Source organism: Bradyrhizobium archetypum (assembly GCF_013114835.1).
Classification (GTDB): Bacteria; Pseudomonadota; Alphaproteobacteria; order Rhizobiales; family Xanthobacteraceae; genus Bradyrhizobium; species Bradyrhizobium archetypum.
This window is the reverse complement of record NZ_JAAVLW010000003.1, coordinates 360,490-376,425: the sequence shown is the minus strand read 5'-3', so window position 1 is coordinate 376,425 and position 15,936 is coordinate 360,490. Positions and strand designations below refer to the sequence as shown.

Sequence of the window (15,936 nt, the reverse complement as noted above, 5' to 3'; positions counted from 1 at the left end):
CTGTGACCCTTTCGCAACCGTAAACTTCCGCACTGTATCCCGCAGCTGGGATAGCCGAGCGGCCTTCACGAACGTCGATTCTAGTCGATCGATAAAATCCGCTGCAAACCGGCAAGGCCGCGTTCACGCTCTTTCGCAAACTGCCGACCCGCTTCCCCTCTTTTTAAACGGATCAAAAGCGCCGTTGCCCATCCTGACCGTTCTGAAATGATCCGGTCACGAGCAGGCAGAACAGGCCCGCCGATGCCCGGACAAGGGGTGTCAGATGGGGTTGTCAGTCTATGCACATGCATGGCGTGCGGGCATCGTCGCGTGCGGCTTGGCCTGGTTCGGGTCAACCGACCTGCGCGCGGAGACGCCTGAGCCATCCGCGCCGGTGGAACTGATCCAGCGATCGGCCGAGCCATTCGGACTCCTCGCATCTTCCATCTCCAGCGGCGGACTGCACGACAAATGGCTCGGCGTGCAGCGCCGGCTCGATGATGAAATGGTGCAGCTTGCGCTTTGCGAAGGCGACCGCGACGGCTGCGTGTCTGCCGCCGCGCTGAAATTTCTCGACATCGTCGACGCCGCGCATTGGCGCGAAGGCCGCGCCCGCCTCGGCGAAATCAATCGCGCCATCAATCTCGCGATCCAGCCGATGAGCGACCTCGCCCAACACGGCCAGATCGACGTCTGGACGTCGCCGCTCGCAACGCTCGCCCGTGGTGGCGGTGACTGCGAAGATTATGCGATCGCGAAGTTCGTCGCATTGCGTCGTGCCGGCATCGCGTCCGACGATCTCAGGATCGTGGTCTTACGCGACACCATCCACGGCGAGGATCACGCGGTCGCCGCTGCACGGCTCGACGGCCGATGGCTCATGCTCGACAACCGCCGCATGGCGATGGTTGCAGATGCCGACATCAGAAACTTCCGGCCGACATTCGTGATCGGCGAGCACGGCGTGATGCGCTATGCCGACTCCTCCATGCTTGTCGACGCTTCGGGCCGGAAACCTGCGGCCTCGCTCGCCACGATTTCTCCAGCTGGCTTCGCGGACCAATCGTTCGGATCCGCCGACTGACAATTGACGGCGCGCAAATGTTGCGCGACGTCAGTCGACAACGATCTGCTTTTCTTGCGGATCTTGCTTGCCTCGTGATCAATGGCGCGGGGCAGCCGCGATGCTCATCGCATTCCGAAAACATCACGCGACAAGTTTCTTGCTTTCGCTTCGCGGCAAGCGCTCGCGCTCCATCTTCGACTTTCGTGTTGACGCTTTCCCGTTTCGGGAAGATTGTTGATCCCACAGCGCCAGCAAATAGGCGCGCAGAAAGTTCATTGGGAGGGATCGCATGAAGAGCATTGCGTTTGCCGCAAGCCTTGTCGTTCTTGTGCCGCTCGGCGCAAGCGCTCAGACGACCGAGCAGTTGGTCAAGGGAGCGACCGATACGGCCAACGTTCTCAATTACGGCATGGGGTACAATCTGCAGCGGTTCAGTCCGCTTACGCAGATCAACAAGGACAATGTAAAGAACCTGGTGCCGGTGTGGAACTACAGCTTCGCGGATGATCGAAGCGCGCAGTCGCAGCCGCTGGTATACCAAGGTGTCATCTACGTCACCAGCCACAATGCGACGATGGCGGTTGACGCAAAGACCGGCAAGCAGATCTGGAAGACCAAGGTCGAGTATCCGGCAGAGACGCCGCGCATCGTCTGTTGCGGCATCATCAACCGCGGCGCTGCCATTCATAACGGCAAGCTGTTCCGCACCACGCTCGACGCCCATGTGATTGCGCTCGACATGAAGACCGGCAAGGAGCTGTGGCGTCAGAAAGCGGCCGACTTCAAGGAAGGCTATTCGATGACCGTGGCGCCGCTCGTCGCCGACGGCGTGGTCATCACCGGCATTTCCGGCGCGGAGTTCGGCACGCGCGGATTTATTGAGGGCTATGATCCGGAGACGGGCAAGCGGCTGTGGCGAACCCACACCATACCCAGCCCCGATGAGCCGGGCGGTGATACCTGGAAAGGCGATACCTGGAAGCTCGGCGGCGGATCGACCTGGATCACCGGCTCCTATGACCCGGAGCTGAACACGGTGTATTGGGGCGTCGGCAACCCGGGACCGTTCAATGCGGCGGTGCGTCCCGGCGACAATCTCTACACCTGCGCGGTCCTGGCGCTCGAGCCGAAGACCGGCAAGATCAAATGGCACTATCAGTTCTCGCCGAACAATCCGTTCGACTATGACGCGGTCGCCGAGATGGTGCTTGCCGACGTGACCATCGAAGGCAAGCCCACCAAGGTCCTGATGGACGCCAACCGCAACGGCTTCTTCTATGTCCTTGACCGGACGAACGGGAAACTGCTCGCAGCCAATCCCTATGTGAAGGTGAACTGGGCCTCTGGCATCGACATGAAGACCGGCCGTCCGATCGAGACCGAGATCTCCAAGGAAGCCCGTGAAGGCAAGAAGGTGACGGTTCAGCCGTCGATCCTCGGTGGCAAGAACTGGGAACCGATGTCGTACAATCCGCAGACCGGCCTTGCCTATGCCAATACGCTCAATTTCGGCGGCAACTACAAGGCCGAGCCAGCCGTCTTCAAGCAAGGCGAATGGTATCTCGGCATGGACTTGACCGACATCTGGGCATGGCCCGACGGACCGCGCGGCTATCTCAAGGCCATCGATCCCATGACCGGAAAGTCAAAATGGGAAGTGGGAAGCGACATACCGCGCTTCTCGGGCGTGCTGTCGACGGCCGGCGGGCTCGTGTTCTCCGGCCAATTGACCGGCGAGTTCGACGCCTTCGACGCCAATGACGGCAAGAAGCTGTGGAGCTTCCAGACCGGCTCGGGCATCGAGGGACAACCGGTGACCTGGCAGCAGGACGGCGTGCAGTACATCGCCGTCACCAGCGGCTATGGCGGCGTCTACTCGATCTTCTCCGGCGACGAGCGGCTTGCCAATGTGCCGACAGGCGGTTCGCTGTGGGTTTTCGCGGTAAAGAACTGATCGCGGAACACGAATGACGTACGAGGTGTCGAAGCGGACGGCGGCGTCTCTCGCCGCCGTCGTGGTGGCAGCCATCGCGTGGATGACGATGCCGGCCACCGCCCAGCAACAAGCTGCTGCCATCGATCAGGCGCTGATCGGTCCCGGCAAGACCGCTTATGCGCAGAAGTGCTCGCATTGCCATGGGCCGAACATGGTGAATTCGGGCACGGTCACGCCCGACCTGCGTGCATTCCCTGACGACGAGGCGCGATTCGTCGCCACGGTGAAGCAGGGCAAGAACAACATGCCGCCGTGGAAGGACATTCTGAGCGATCAGGAGATCACGGAGATCTGGGCCTTTGTATCGAGCAGGAGGAAGCAGTGAAGCGCCGGCTCGCGATCGCTGCAGCGCTTCTTGCGATGGCGACGACCGTGCGCGCGGCGGAAGATCCGCTGAAAGTATGTCTCGACGAGAACCTGCCTCCGCTTTCGATCCATCAGCGCGGGAAGGCCGACAGCGGGTTTGACGTCGCGCTTGCGCAGGCTGTTGCCGAGCGCCTTGGCCGACCGCTCAGGATCCAATGGTTTGAAAGCAAGCTCGACGAAACCTCAAGCCCGGCCCTCGAAGCCAATGCCCTGCTCTCCGATGGTCGCTGCGCGCTGGTCGGGAGCTATGTCTTCACCAAGGACTCGCTTGTGGCGCCCGGCGTCAAGACGGCGAAGCTACCGGATTTCGAGGGCGCCACCCGCGACGATCGCCGCCGCCGGGTACCGGTCGGCGTGTTGGCGCCGAGCCAGCCCTATGTTTACTCGGCGCTGACTGTCGTACTCGGCGAGAAGGCGCGCGGCCGCATGATCGCCGGCATCGGCGATCTCGCCGGACTGCGGCTTGCGATCGAAAGCGGCACGCTGGGCGATGCGCTTCTGATGACGTTCGAAAAAGGACGGTTGATCGACGACATCACGCATCTGGTGCCGGGACGGGACGATTTGCTCGGCGCGCTCAATCGCGGCGATTTTGACGCGACATTGCTCGACCTGCACCGTTTCGATGCCCACCGCGCCAGCCATCCGGACACCAGGCTTACAGCGTCCGGATACTATTATCCGATCGGCGTCAACAGGGGCTATGTCGGCCTCGCCAGCGATCCGGCGCTCATCGCAGCGGTCAACAAGGCGCTCTCCGATTTGCAGGCAGCAGGCACCGTAGCCGACCTCGCGAAAGCGGCCGGCCTCACCTATCTGCCGCCGGTGGAGCCCGCGATCCTCGGCGACCAGTTGCAGAGGGTGCTTCAGCAATAGAGGGGTAGGCGGCGGGGCTGGTGCTCGCTTTCCGTCATGGCGAGCCAACGGGTCGCGCGAATGCGCGCCCGATGACAGGCTCCGCGAAGCAATCCATCGCGCCACAAGCGGAGAAATGGATTGCTTCGTCGCTCCGCTCCTCGCAATGACGGCGTTTGCCGTTCGAGCCAAGCACAAGGACTGCGCGATCGTCTCGCGCAGCCCTTTGTTTAGCTCGGTGTTGTCCGAGCGAAACACCCCTCAGAACATCAGGCCTTCCTTGACCAGCACCCAGCGGCCGTTCTTGATCTGCTGGACCTGCGTGATCGTGTTGGCGAGATGGTCGGTCTTGGAGAACTTGGTCGGCGGCGAGTTGAAGATGTCGCGGAACTGCTCGCCGGACTCCAGCGCGGCCATCATCTTCTGGCCGGTCAGGTCCTTGCCCGCCTTCTCGGCGTAGAACGCAAACGTCATCATGGCGTTGTAGCCGATGATCGCCTGGGTGTTGGCGTCCGAGCCGAACATCTTCTTGTAATTGGTCAGCCAGTCCTTGACCTTGCCCTTCGCCGTGTCCTCGTACGGGATTTCGAAGCCGGACGCGGCGTAGAGGCCTTCAACGGCTTCCTTGCCGAGCGCCGGCACTTCGAGCACGTTGGTCGGTGTCGCACCGAGGAAGGTGACGTCCCAGCCGAGCTTCTTGGCCTCGCCCATCGCACCGATGGTCTCGCGGATCACGGTGCCGAGCACGACCATATCGCAGCCGTCGGACTTCATCTTGGCGACCTGCGCGCTGAAGTCGGAAGCGCCGCGCTTATAGCTCGTGACCGACGCCGGCTGCAGCTTCATGGCGGTGACCTGCTGGGTGAAGCCGTCGAGCACGTTCTTTCCGTACTCGTCGTCCTGATACATGATGCAGGGCTTCTTGAAGTTCTTCGTCTCCAGCATGTACTTGACAGCCGCGCGTGTGCTCTCGACGTAAGGCAGCAGGTTGTTGAACTTCAGCCGCTCCTGCGGCTTCGCCGGATCAAACTTGAAGGTGAATTCGGCCGCCGTGAGCGGGAAGAGCTGCAGCACGCCGGCATCGAACAGGATGTCCTGCGCGGCGAGCACGGTGGGCGAGCCCATCGGGCCGACCATCGCGAACACCTTGTCGCGCTCAACCATTTTCTGCGACGCCAGCACGGCGCGCTTCGGATCGTAGCCGCTGTCTTCCACGATCAGCTTGATCTTGCGGCCATGGATGCCGCCGGCGGCATTGATCTCTTCCGCCGCCATCTTCATGCCGTTGGAAACCGGCACGCCCCAGACCTTGATCGGGCCGGACAAGTCCTGATGGGTGCCGATGACGATCTCGTTGGCCGAGATGCCTTGATCGGTAACCTTGGTCTGGGCTGCGGCCGGCAATTGGGTCAGCGCAAGGGCGCTCACCGCAAGGCCCAGCACCTTGAACGATTTCGACATTGCAGTCTCCTCTTCCTTGGCCCGTGTTGCGCGAAGGGTGGGCCTTCTCGATCCTTCGCCGTTTTCAAATATCTTGGTTCCAAATATCGCCTACGCCACCGCCTTCTCGCGATACATGGCCTCGATCTCGGCCGCATAGCGCTTGTTCACGAAGCTGCGCTTCAGCTTCATGGTCGGCGTAAGCTCCTCGTCCTCAGGCGTAAGTTGACGCTCGATCAGGTAGAACTTCTTGATGGTTTCGACACGCGCGAAGTTGGCATTGACCGCCTCGATCTCGCGCTGGATCAGGTCCTGGATTTCCCGGGCACGACACAGGCTGGCATAGTTGGTGAAGGGAATATCGTGGTCCTGCGCGTATTTTTCGACATTCTCCTGGTCGATCATGATGAGGCAGGTCAGATAGGGTCGCTTGTCGCCGATCACCACGGCATCCGAAACGTAGGGCGAGAATTTTAGCTGGTTCTCGATCTCCGACGGCGTGATGTTCTTGCCGCCCGAGGTGATGATGATGTCCTTCATCCGGTCGGTGATCCTGACGAAGCCCTCATTGTCGATCGAGCCGACATCGCCGGTGTGCAGCCAACCCTTGGCGTCGATGGTCTCGGCGGTTTTCTCCGGCTGGTTCAGATAGCCCATGAACAGGAAATCGCCGCGGATCAGGATTTCACCCTGCGGCGAAATCGCAACCTCACCCCAGGGCGCGGCTTTGCCGACAGAACCGAGCTTGATGCGGTCGGGAGGCATGATGGTCGCGACGCCGCAGTTCTCGGTCTGGCCGTAGACCTCGCGCATGTCGAGACCGAGCGCGAGATACCAGCGGATCAGATCGGGTGCGATCGGCGCCGCGCCGGTAAAGGCCAGGCGGCAGCGGTCGAGCCCGAGCATGCGGCGGATGTTGCGGAACACCAGCCAATAGGCGGCGCGATTGGCGAGCCGCAGCGAGAAAGGCGGCGTATCGCCCTGCAGCTTGTACTCGGTCATCCGGTTGCCGATGGCGAGCGCGTTGCGGTACATCCAGTTCTGGAATGTGGTCGCGTCCTTCAGCGCGATCGTGATTCCGGAATAGAATTTTTCCCAGATCCGGGGCACCGCGAGGAAGGCGGTCGGCTGCACCTCGCGCAGATTGTCCGGCACGGTTTCCGGACTTTCGGCGAAGTTCATCACCGATCCCAGCGCCAGCGAGACGTAATAGCCGCCGACCCGCTCGGCGACGTGGCAGAGCGGTAGGAACACCAGCCGCTCCTCGTGATCGGTCGACGGAAACAGGTCGTTGGCGTGGCGCATCTGGTGCGTCACGCTGCGGTTGGAATGCATGGCGCCCTTGGGCGGGCCCGTGGTGCCCGAAGTGTAGACGAGAATGGCGAGGTCGCCGGCCGAGCGGCTCCCGATCATCTCATCCCACAGCGCCTCATTGCCCTGCGCGTGGTTGCGCCCGAGCGCCATGAACTCGGCCAGCGACAGCACCATCGGATCGCTGAAACCGTGGAGGCCTTCCATGTCGAACACGACAATCTTCTGCAATGTCGGACAGCGCGAACGGCAGGTCAGGATCTTGTCGAGCTGCTCTTCGTCTTCCGCGAAGATGACCTTGGTCGAGGAATCGTTGATCAAATATTCGACCTGCGCCGACGAGTCGGTCGGGTAGATGCCGGACGAGACGCCGCCGGCGCAGAGGATACCCATATCGGCATAGACCCATTCGGGCACCGCATTGGCGATGATCGAGGCGACGTCGCCGGGCTGGAAACCGGTGGCATGAAGGCCGAACGCGATGTCCTTGGAGATCTGCAGCCACTCGCGCCAACTGGTCGGCTGCCAGATGCCGAACTTCTTTTCGCGGATCGCCGGCCGATCGCCGCGGGTCTCCACGGATTTCAGAAAGCTCCTCGCGATCGTGTCGGCGACCGTCAGCACTGCCGGTCTGGCCATGCGCTCTCCTCCCTCTGTCGCCTGCCTCAGGTGCCGGTCTTGGCAACCGGTCTTGGTTTCTTGAAGCAGGCCCTGAATCTAGCTCTAACCCGTTCTAAATGCCACGCTTTTGACTGCGACGGTTAACGCTGGGTCTTCCAACGCCAAGTCCTCTAGCGCCACGTCTTCTTCTTTTTCCAGCGCCGTTCGCCGCGGGCGCCTTCTTCCTTGGCGCCGAGGTAGAATTCCTGGATGTCCTTTGAATTCATCAACCGCTCGCAGGTGTCGTTCATCACGACACGGCCGATTTCCAGCACGTAGCCGTAATGCGCGGTCTCCAGCGCCACCTTGGCGTTCTGCTCGACCAGGAGGATCGACATACCCTGCTCCTCGTTGACGCGCTTGATGATGGTGAAGATCTCCTTCACCAGGATCGGCGACAGGCCAAGCGACGGCTCGTCAAGCAGCAGCAGGGTCGGTCGGTTCATCAGCGCCCGCCCGATCGCCAGCATTTGCTGCTCGCCGCCGGAAAGCTGCCCCGCCGGCTGGTTGATGCGCTCCTTCAGCCGCGGGAAATAGCCGTAGACACGATCGAGATCCTCGGCGACGCCGGCGCGATCCTTGCGCGGATAGGCCCCCATCATCAGGTTTTCGCGTACCGACAGGAACGGAAACACCTCGCGGCCTTCAGGCACGTGGCTTAAGCCCAGCCGCACGATCTTGTCGGCCTCCATGCGCTGGATCGGCTTGCCCAGAAATTCGATCGAGCCCTTCTGCGGATCGAGAATGCCGGAGATTGTCTTGAGCACAGTGGTCTTGCCGGCGCCATTGGCGCCGAGCAGGGTGACGATACGGCCGCGCGGCACCTCGAGACTGATGCCGCGGATGGCCATGATCGGCCCGTAATAGCTCTCGATATTGCTCAGCTTGAGGATGATGTCGGAAGCGCTCATGGCATCATCCTCATGCGCCGAGATAGGCGGCGACGACATCGGGATGGCGCTGCACCTCGGACGGCGAGCCCATCGCCAGCACGCGGCCGTAGTTGAGCGCGATCACGCGGTCGGAGACGCGATTGACCAGCGTCATATCGTGCTCGACCATCAAAACGGTGATGCCGAGCTCGGTCTTCATGTCGCGGATCCAGAACGACATGTCCTCGGTCTCCTCGACATTGAGCCCGGACGAGGGCTCGTCCAAGAGGATCAGCTTCGGTTCCGAGCAAAGCGCGCGCGCCAATTCGATCACCTTGCGGACACCGTAGGGCAGTCCCGAGATCAGCTTGTCGCGATATGCCTCGAGATCGAGGAATTCGATCACCTGCTCGACGCGGCGGCGGTGCATCTTTTCACCGGCGCGCACGCTCGGCAGAAACAGCAATTCCTGCCAGAGCTGCGTCGTGGAATGACGGTGGCGGCCGACCAGGAGATTGCTCAGCATGGTCGCATTCTCGAACAACTCGATGTTCTGGAAGGTGCGGGCAATGCCGAGGCCGGCAATGTCGTAGGCCGGCTGCTGCGTGATGTCCTGGTCCTCGAAGAAGATCTTGCCCGAGGTCGGCGGGTAGATCCGCGAAATCAGGTTGAAGATCGAGCTTTTGCCGGCGCCGTTCGGGCCGATGATCGAGAGGATCTCGCCCTTCTCCACCGCGAAGCTGACGGAATCGACCGCCTTGAGGCCGCCGAAATGCAAGGACAGGTTTTCCGCGCGGAAATAGCTCATCGGTTCCGCTCCGATTTCACGTAGATCTTTTGACGCTTGAAAGTGGCGCGCTTGTAGAGCGGGAAAAGCTGGAAGAAGAGTTTGATCTTCAGCCAGCGGCCATAGAGACCGAGCGGTTCGAACAGCACGAACAGCACGATGATGATCCCGTAGATGGCGCCCTTCAGGCCGTTGGCGGAGGCGATGGCGGCGACGTTGCCGTGGATTTTTCCAGCCGTGATGCTGTCCGCGCCGAAGGCTGCGGCGACGCCGGCGATGATGCCGGGCAGGTCGTCCTTCAGATAGGTCAGGAACGGATCGATCATTACGAGGAAGATAGCGCCGAGCACCGCGCCGTGCAGGCTGAAGGTGCCGCCGATCAGGATCACGATGATGAACTCGATCGAGAGCTGCAGCGTGAACATTTCCGGAGAGATGAAAGAGAGCTTGTGCGCGAACAGCACGCCGGCGAGCCCGGTGATACCGGCGCTGATCGCAAACGACTTCACCTTGTAGAGCGAAACGTTGATGCCCATGCTGCGCGCTGCCGTTTCACTGTCGCGGATGGCGACGAAGGCGCGGCCCGTCGGCGAGCGCAGCAGATTGAGGGTGCCGACGATGGTAAGGACCAGGACGGCAAGACAGAGATAATAGAAGGTCGGGCCGTCGCGCGGCACCGCCTGTCCGAACAGGCTCAGCGTCTTGACCCGCATGCCCTCGTTGCCGTTGGTCACGGTTTCCCAGCGCGCCAGGATTTCCTCGACGATGAAGGCAAAGGAAATCGTGGCGATGACCAGGTAGATGCCCGTCAGCCGCAGCGCCGGGAATCCGACCAGCGCACCGACCACGCCGGTCAACAGTCCGCCGGCCAGGAAATAGACCGGAAAGGGCACGTTGTATTGCTGCAGGTAAGCCGCCGTATAGGCGCCGATCGCCAGAAAGGCGGCGTGCCCAAGCGAAGCCTGTCCGGTGAAGCCGGTGAGAATCATCAGCCCCACACCGACAGTGGCGTAGATGCAGACGAATACCAGTTGGCTGACGAGATAGCTCGACAGCACGAACGGCGCGATCAGGAGACACGCCAGCAGAAGCCCATAGGAGATGACGTAGCCGCTGTGCGGAAACAGCTTGATGTCGTCTTCGTAGTCCGTCTTGAAGAGGAATCGCATCAGACCTTCTTCCGCATGTGAATACCGAACAGGCCTTCGGGCTTGAGCAGCAGCACCACCAGAAGAACGATGTAGGGCGCGACGTCCTTCCAGCCCTGCGGCAGGTAGAAGCCGGCCATGCTCTCGATCACGCCGATCAGCACGCCGCCTACAACAGCGCCGGGAATCGAGCCGAAGCCGCCGAGCACCGCAGCCGGAAACGCCTTCAGGCCCAGCACGAGGCCGACATTGGAGTGAATGAAGGTGATCGGCGCCAGCAGCACGCCGGCCGCGGTCGCAACCGCCGCAGAGATCGCCCACACGATCGACACCACGCGCTTGACTGGAATGCCCATGTAATAGGCAGCCAGCATGTTCTCCGAACTGGCGCGCATCGCGGTACCGAGCGTGGTGCGGTTGAAAAACAGGTACAATAGCGCGCAAAGGATGATGGTGGCGGCGATCACCGAGAGCTTGTCGTAGGCCAGCACCAGCGAACCGATCCGCAGCACGCCTTCGCTGAACGGCGTCTCGATCTTGAAATCGTCAGTGCCCCAGATCATGCCGACCACGGAGCGCAGGAAATATCCGAGCCCGATGGTAGCCATGATGATGGAAAACTGCGGATAGCCGAGAATCGGACGCACAACGACCCGTTCGGCGAGCATGCCGAACAGCGCCATGGCCGCGACCGCGCCGGCGAATCCGAGCCAGTAATTGAGACCGAGCATGCCGATGAACGTGAAGGCGAAGAATCCGCCCAGCATCATCAAGTCGCCCTGGGCGAAATTGACGACCTCGGTTGCCTTGTAAACGAGCACGAAACCAAGCGCGATCAGGCCATAGACGCAGCCGAGCGCGATGCCACTCACGAGCTGCTGAACGAAGTCCAGCATCATTCCCTCCCCGATGCCGGGCGATTCTGTCGATCGCCTCTTTCGCATCTTGTGTCTACACGCTGCCTGGCATCCACAATGCCGACAGCTGCACATGTCCCGCTGCATTGAGCCCAAAGCGCCGAGCGCTGTCAACAAAGCCCTGCGTGCTGTGCCGTTAACAATTGCGGAGAAATGCCGCAGCCCGGGAAGTTGCGGGGATCGCTGCGATTTGGGGTGCAAGATTCACCGCACCGAAAGTTCTTCGGTCCATGGTCCGTAATGAACAACTGGATCGCCCCGAAATCATGAACGCGGACGTATCGGCGCTCGAAGTGCGAGGGTTAACGAAGCGTTTTGACCGCCCGGCGGTCGATGCCCTCGACCTCACCATTCGCACCGGCGAGTTCTATGCCCTGCTCGGCCCCAACGGCGCCGGCAAGACCACGACCTTGCGCATGGTCGCCGGTCTGCTCAAGCCCGACGCTGGCTCCATCTCGATCCTGGGTATCGATGCGCTTGCCGACCCCGTCGCCGCCAAGCAGATCATGGCCTGGGTTTCCGACGAGCCGATGATCTACGACAAGCTGACGCCGCTGGAATATCTCGAATTCGTCGCCGGCCTGTGGGGCATCGATCCCGCCGTTTCTGCTCCCTCCGCGCATCAGCTTCTGCTGTCGCTCGGGCTGGAGCCGCATCTGCACGAACGCTGCGAGGGATTTTCCAAGGGCATGCGCCAGAAGGTCGCGCTGGCCGGCGCGCTGGTCCACGATCCCCGGCTCATTATTCTGGACGAGCCGCTCACCGGGCTGGATGCGCTGTCGGCGCGTCACGTCAAGGGCTTGCTGCAGGAACGCGTCCGTTCCGGCTGCACCGTGATCATCACGACGCATATTCTCGAAGTCGCCGAGCGGATGGCCGACCGGATCGGCGTCATCGCCGCGGGCCGCCTGGTCGCCGAGGGCACGCTCACCGAGCTGCGCCAGCAGACCGGCCGCGGCGACACCACCCTCGAAGACATGTTCATCGCCCTCGTCGACGCCGAGGCCGCCGCCGCATGAGTTCGGCCGCGGCACTCACCTGGTTTGCCCGGCACGAGGTCCGGCTGGCCTGGCGCGAATGGCTGGCAATCATCGCCGGCAGCCGCGGCAAACGAAAGCGCGCGGTCATTGCCCTGATCGTGTTCGCCGCCATCATGCATTTGCCGGCCTACGCGGTGATCGGCCGCTTCGCCGATTTGCAAGCTCCGCTCGGCAAGCCGGAATTGATCGTCATCACGGCGACCATCTTTCTCGCCTGGGCCTTGATGCTGTCGCAAGCGATCGAATCGGTGACGCGGGTGTTTTACGCCCGCGCCGATCTCGATCTCCTGATGTCGTCGCCGGTCAATCTCGCCAACGTTTTCTCGGTGCGGATCGTCGCGATCGCGCTGTCGGTCATCGGCATGGCGCTGCTCCTGTCGACGCCCTTTGTCGACGTTCTCGTGCTCGGCGGTGGCGCGCGATGGCTCTCCGCGTTCGGCATCGTCGTCGCCATCGGCCTTTCGGCTGCAGCGGTGGCGATCGCGATCACCGTGTTGCTATTCCGCCTGATCGGTCCGAGCCGCACCCGCCTGGTCGCGCAGATCGTGGCCGCTGTCATCGGTGCCGGCTTCGTGATCGCGCTGCAGGTCGCAGCGATCCTTTCCTATGGCACGTTGTCGCGCTTTGCGGTGCTGACCTCTGACGCCGCTTCCGCCTATGCGCCTGATCTCGACAGCCCGCTGTGGTGGCCGGCGCGCGCGGCGATCGGCGAGGGCATGGTGCTGTCATGGCTCATGGCCGGCGGGCTCCTGCTGCTCGGCGCCGTGATGGCGGTATTCTCGCCGCGATTTGCCGATACCGTCGTCCGTGTCGCCGCCACCACCCAATCCGTCCCCCGCGGTGCGCGCGCAACGGCGTTTCGTGGCGGCTCGCGGCAGCACGCGTTGCGCGCCAAGGAGTTCCTGCTGCTGCGGCGCGACCCCTGGCTGTTGTCGCAAAGCCTGATGCAATTGTTGTATCTGGTGCCGCCGGCCTTGCTGCTGTGGCGCAGTTTTTCCGAAAGCTCGGCCGCGATCGTGCTGATCACGCCCGTGATCGTGATGGCGGCTGGCCAGCTCGCCGGCGGCCTGGCCTGGCTGACGATCTCGGGTGAAGATGCCGCCGACCTGGTCGCGACAGCGCCGCTGCCGCCGTCGCGCGTTATCCGCGCCAAGATCGAAGTGGTGCTAGCTTCAATCGGCGCCATCTTCGCGCCACTGATCGCAGCCCTTGCGTTTGCGTCCATGACACAGGCGATCGTCACCGCACTCGGCATCATCGTCGCGACCGTCTCTGCCGCTGCGATCCAGCTCTGGTTCCGCGTGCAGGCCAAACGCAGCCAATTCCGCCGTCGCCAGACTTCGTCTCGGCTGGCGACATTTGCCGAAGCCTTCTGCTCGATCGGCTGGGCAGCGACCGCAGCGCTCGCCGTCACGATCCCGATCGCCGCCGTGATCAGCGGCGTAATGACAGCGGCGATCCTGGCAGCGACGTGGAAGATCAGCCCGCGGCGCGATTGATCGAGGGACCCCTTGAGGCATTTTTGTCTTCTGCCCAACTGACCTTAAGCAAGGCAAAGTCGACCTATCCGCGGACTAGCTCCATCACCGCCGCCGCAAATGCCTCCGGCGCTTCCTGCGGCAGATTGTGGCCGACGCGCGGCACCACGCGGTGGACGCGGCGGCCGGTGAATTTCGACGCGCTGACGGCGCCATCGCTCGCGGGCGCTACGCCATCGCCCGCGCCATCCAGCGTGATTGACGGCACGGTGATCGGAGGCAGCGCCGTCAGCCGGCGCTGGATATCCGCATACTGCGGATCGCCCTCGGCCAGACCAAAGCGGTGGCGATAGCTGTGGATCACCACACCGACGTAGTCGGGATTGTCATGGGCCACTGCCGTTCGCTCGAAACAGGCATCGTCGAACGCCCAGTTCGGCGACCATTGCTTCCACAATATGCGGGCGATCTCACGCCGGTTGGCGGCAAGGCCGGCGCGGCCGCGATCGAGCTGGAAATAGTACTGGTACCACAGCGCGACCTCGCGTTCAGGATGCATCGGCACCATGGCGTTGGCGATATCCTGGATCAGGTAGGAGTTGACGCACACGAGCCCAATGCAGCGCTCCGGCCATAGCGCCGCGCCGACGCAGGCCGCGCGCCCACCCCAGTCATAGCCTGCGAACACCGCGCGCCGGATGCCGAGCGCGTCGATCAGCGCCATCATGTCCGCGCCGACCGCCGCCTGTTCGCCCGAGCGCGGCGTGGCGGGATCGCGAAACCGGGTCGGGCCGTAGCCCCGCAGATAGGGAACGATGACCCGGCAGCCCTGGGCCGCCAGTTTCGGTGCGACGTCGACATAGGAATGAATGTCGTATGGAAAGCCATGCATCAGCATCACGGCCGGTCCATCGGGGGGACCCGCCTCGTAATAGGCGATGCTGAGGACCCCGGCATCGATCTGGCGCAGCGGCTCGAGCCGCTTCGATGATGCGACGCGCGAAGCCGGCGAAGCGGTCTCTTCAGTCACGGCGAACTCCCTTGTTATTTCCAATAATATGGCATGGCCTGGACCCGATGAAGCAAATCCGGCATGCAGCCGTTGCGGGAATGTCATCATGACGTCCGCGGAATTCGGCGATACAGTGTCGGGCGCGGCCTTCACCGCCGATGGGTCCAGCCATGTCGCGATCGCTTAACGTATCACTTGCCGTCGCCCTTGCCTTCCTCGGTTCGCTGATCGTCCCGGCGGCCGCCCAGCAGCAGGCTTTGCGCAGCGAGTGCCTCGCCATGGCGAACGCACCGTCACGCGCCATTCCGGTCAACCTGCGCCGCACCGCCGCCAAGGTCGAAGAGGTCGCGATCACCTATGTCGGGCACTCCACCTATTACATCGACACGCCCGGCGGCGTGCGCATCGCGACCGATTTCAACGGCGCCTACCGGACCGGCCGGCTGCCCGATATCGTCACCATGAACCGCGCGCACTCGACGCACTACACGTTGTTTCCCGATCCGAAAATTCCGCACGTCCTGCATGGCTGGGGCGAGAACGGCCAGGCAGCGCATATCTCAACGCGGATCGGTGACGTCTACGTCCGCAACGTTCCCACCGACATCCGCCGCTACTATGGCGAGGGCTCGGGCGGGGGAATGATCAAGGACGGCAATTCGATCTTCATCTTCGAGGTTGCCGGCCTCTGCATCGGCCATCTCGGGCATCTGCATCACAAGTTAGACGAGACCCATTTCGCGGCGATCGGCCGGCTCGACATCGTCATGGTTCCGATCGACGGCACTTATACGATGTCGCTCGACGGTGTCTCCGAGATCACGCGGCGGCTGCGCGCCTCCGTGGTGCTGCCGATGCACCGCTTCGCCACCCCGCTCGACGAGTTCATGCGCCTGATCGGCCAGCAATTCGTCATCGACCAGCGGACCGAGCGGACGTTGAAGATCTCGCGCGACACGCTGCCGGGCACGCCGACGGTGATCATTCTCGAGGGGGTGTGAAGGTC

The 15,936-nt window shown here is 62.6% G+C and carries 14 protein-coding genes; 7 read left to right on the top strand and 7 right to left on the bottom strand.

Going from position 1 to position 15,936, the window contains the following annotated elements; all coding sequences use genetic code 11:
- The first annotated feature begins 265 nt into the window (after positions 1-265).
- The 4 genes from HCN50_RS10420 (at position 266) to HCN50_RS10405 (ending at position 4,286) form a co-directional block, all read left to right on the top strand.
- On the top strand, positions 266-1,066 hold the full coding sequence (locus HCN50_RS10420; protein ID WP_171709551.1) for a transglutaminase-like cysteine peptidase: 801 nt from the start codon (positions 266-268) through the stop codon (positions 1,064-1,066).
- A 271-nt stretch (positions 1,067-1,337) separates the two neighbouring features.
- A complete protein-coding gene (locus HCN50_RS10415; protein WP_171709550.1) occupies positions 1,338-3,002 on the top strand; it encodes a methanol/ethanol family PQQ-dependent dehydrogenase in 1,665 nt (554 codons plus the stop codon).
- 13 nt (positions 3,003-3,015) lie between these two features.
- Positions 3,016-3,369 (top strand): c-type cytochrome, encoded by a 354-nt coding sequence (locus tag HCN50_RS10410; RefSeq protein WP_171709549.1) that lies wholly within the window; start codon positions 3,016-3,018, stop codon positions 3,367-3,369.
- A 35-nt stretch (positions 3,370-3,404) separates the two neighbouring features.
- On the top strand, positions 3,405-4,286 hold the full coding sequence (locus HCN50_RS10405) for a substrate-binding periplasmic protein (protein WP_171709978.1): 882 nt from the start codon (positions 3,405-3,407) through the stop codon (positions 4,284-4,286).
- Positions 4,287-4,526: 240 nt separating this feature from the next.
- Here HCN50_RS10405 and HCN50_RS10400 read toward each other — a convergent pair whose 3' ends face one another.
- The 6 genes from HCN50_RS10400 to HCN50_RS10375 form a co-directional block, all read right to left on the bottom strand.
- Positions 4,527-5,726 (bottom strand): ABC transporter substrate-binding protein, encoded by a 1,200-nt coding sequence (locus tag HCN50_RS10400; RefSeq protein ID WP_171709548.1) that lies wholly within the window; start codon positions 5,724-5,726, stop codon positions 4,527-4,529.
- 90 nt (positions 5,727-5,816) lie between these two features.
- Entirely contained in the window at positions 5,817-7,655 is a 1,839-nt protein-coding gene (locus HCN50_RS10395) for an AMP-dependent synthetase/ligase (RefSeq protein WP_171709547.1), read from the bottom strand.
- Between the two features lie 152 nt (positions 7,656-7,807).
- On the bottom strand, positions 7,808-8,587 hold the full coding sequence (locus HCN50_RS10390; protein ID WP_171709546.1) for an ABC transporter ATP-binding protein: 780 nt from the start codon (positions 8,585-8,587) through the stop codon (positions 7,808-7,810).
- A 10-nt stretch (positions 8,588-8,597) separates the two neighbouring features.
- Positions 8,598-9,356, bottom strand: coding sequence for an ABC transporter ATP-binding protein (locus HCN50_RS10385; protein WP_171709545.1), 759 nt, complete (start codon positions 9,354-9,356; stop codon positions 8,598-8,600).
- Positions 9,353-10,504 carry a branched-chain amino acid ABC transporter permease gene (locus HCN50_RS10380; RefSeq protein WP_171709544.1) on the bottom strand — a complete coding sequence of 384 codons (1,152 nt, stop codon included), beginning with the start codon at positions 10,502-10,504 and terminating at the stop codon, positions 9,353-9,355. Before HCN50_RS10380 ends, HCN50_RS10385 begins: the two co-directional genes overlap by 4 nt.
- Positions 10,504-11,379: a branched-chain amino acid ABC transporter permease gene (locus tag HCN50_RS10375; RefSeq protein ID WP_171709543.1), complete on the bottom strand. Its 876-nt coding sequence runs from the start codon at positions 11,377-11,379 to the stop codon at positions 10,504-10,506. The genes HCN50_RS10380 and HCN50_RS10375 overlap by 1 nt, the downstream gene beginning before the upstream one ends.
- A 287-nt stretch (positions 11,380-11,666) precedes the next feature.
- On the opposite strand from HCN50_RS10375, the gene HCN50_RS10370 reads away from it, so the two are divergent.
- Complete coding sequence (locus tag HCN50_RS10370; RefSeq protein WP_171709542.1) at positions 11,667-12,419, top strand: ABC transporter ATP-binding protein; 753 nt, start codon at positions 11,667-11,669, stop codon at positions 12,417-12,419.
- The gene (locus tag HCN50_RS10365; RefSeq protein ID WP_171709541.1) at positions 12,416-13,939 is read left to right on the top strand and encodes a permease; all 1,524 of its coding nucleotides are present in this window, start codon (positions 12,416-12,418) and stop codon (positions 13,937-13,939) included. Before HCN50_RS10370 ends, HCN50_RS10365 begins: the two co-directional genes overlap by 4 nt.
- Positions 13,940-14,003: 64 nt before the next feature.
- Here HCN50_RS10365 and HCN50_RS10360 read toward each other — a convergent pair whose 3' ends face one another.
- Positions 14,004-14,888 (bottom strand): alpha/beta fold hydrolase, encoded by an 885-nt coding sequence (locus tag HCN50_RS10360; RefSeq protein ID WP_235976925.1) that lies wholly within the window; start codon positions 14,886-14,888, stop codon positions 14,004-14,006.
- 212 nt (positions 14,889-15,100) lie between these two features.
- Between HCN50_RS10360 and HCN50_RS10355 the strand changes: the two genes are divergently transcribed.
- Positions 15,101-15,931, top strand: a complete 831-nt coding sequence (locus HCN50_RS10355) for an MBL fold metallo-hydrolase (protein ID WP_171709539.1) — start codon at positions 15,101-15,103, stop codon at positions 15,929-15,931.
- Positions 15,932-15,936: the final 5 nt, after the last annotated feature.

What these genes read in the sequence shown, in the direction of transcription:
- HCN50_RS10420 (WP_171709551.1), top strand. Translation starts at nt 266, where the DNA reads ATGGGGTTGTCAGTCTATGCACATGCATGGCGTGCGGGCATCGTCGCG.
- HCN50_RS10415 (WP_171709550.1), top strand. Translation starts at nt 1,338, where the DNA reads ATGAAGAGCATTGCGTTTGCCGCAAGCCTTGTCGTTCTTGTGCCGCTC.
- HCN50_RS10410 (WP_171709549.1), top strand. Translation starts at nt 3,016, where the DNA reads ATGACGTACGAGGTGTCGAAGCGGACGGCGGCGTCTCTCGCCGCCGTC.
- HCN50_RS10405 (WP_171709978.1), top strand. Translation starts at nt 3,405, where the DNA reads ATGGCGACGACCGTGCGCGCGGCGGAAGATCCGCTGAAAGTATGTCTC.
- HCN50_RS10400 (WP_171709548.1), bottom strand. Translation starts at nt 5,726, where the DNA reads ATGTCGAAATCGTTCAAGGTGCTGGGCCTTGCGGTGAGCGCCCTTGCG.
- HCN50_RS10395 (WP_171709547.1), bottom strand. Translation starts at nt 7,655, where the DNA reads ATGGCCAGACCGGCAGTGCTGACGGTCGCCGACACGATCGCGAGGAGC.
- HCN50_RS10390 (WP_171709546.1), bottom strand. Translation starts at nt 8,587, where the DNA reads ATGAGCGCTTCCGACATCATCCTCAAGCTGAGCAATATCGAGAGCTAT.
- HCN50_RS10385 (WP_171709545.1), bottom strand. Translation starts at nt 9,356, where the DNA reads ATGAGCTATTTCCGCGCGGAAAACCTGTCCTTGCATTTCGGCGGCCTC.
- HCN50_RS10380 (WP_171709544.1), bottom strand. Translation starts at nt 10,504, where the DNA reads ATGCGATTCCTCTTCAAGACGGACTACGAAGACGACATCAAGCTGTTT.
- HCN50_RS10375 (WP_171709543.1), bottom strand. Translation starts at nt 11,379, where the DNA reads ATGCTGGACTTCGTTCAGCAGCTCGTGAGTGGCATCGCGCTCGGCTGC.
- HCN50_RS10370 (WP_171709542.1), top strand. Translation starts at nt 11,667, where the DNA reads ATGAACGCGGACGTATCGGCGCTCGAAGTGCGAGGGTTAACGAAGCGT.
- HCN50_RS10365 (WP_171709541.1), top strand. Translation starts at nt 12,416, where the DNA reads ATGAGTTCGGCCGCGGCACTCACCTGGTTTGCCCGGCACGAGGTCCGG.
- HCN50_RS10355 (WP_171709539.1), top strand. Translation starts at nt 15,101, where the DNA reads ATGTCGCGATCGCTTAACGTATCACTTGCCGTCGCCCTTGCCTTCCTC.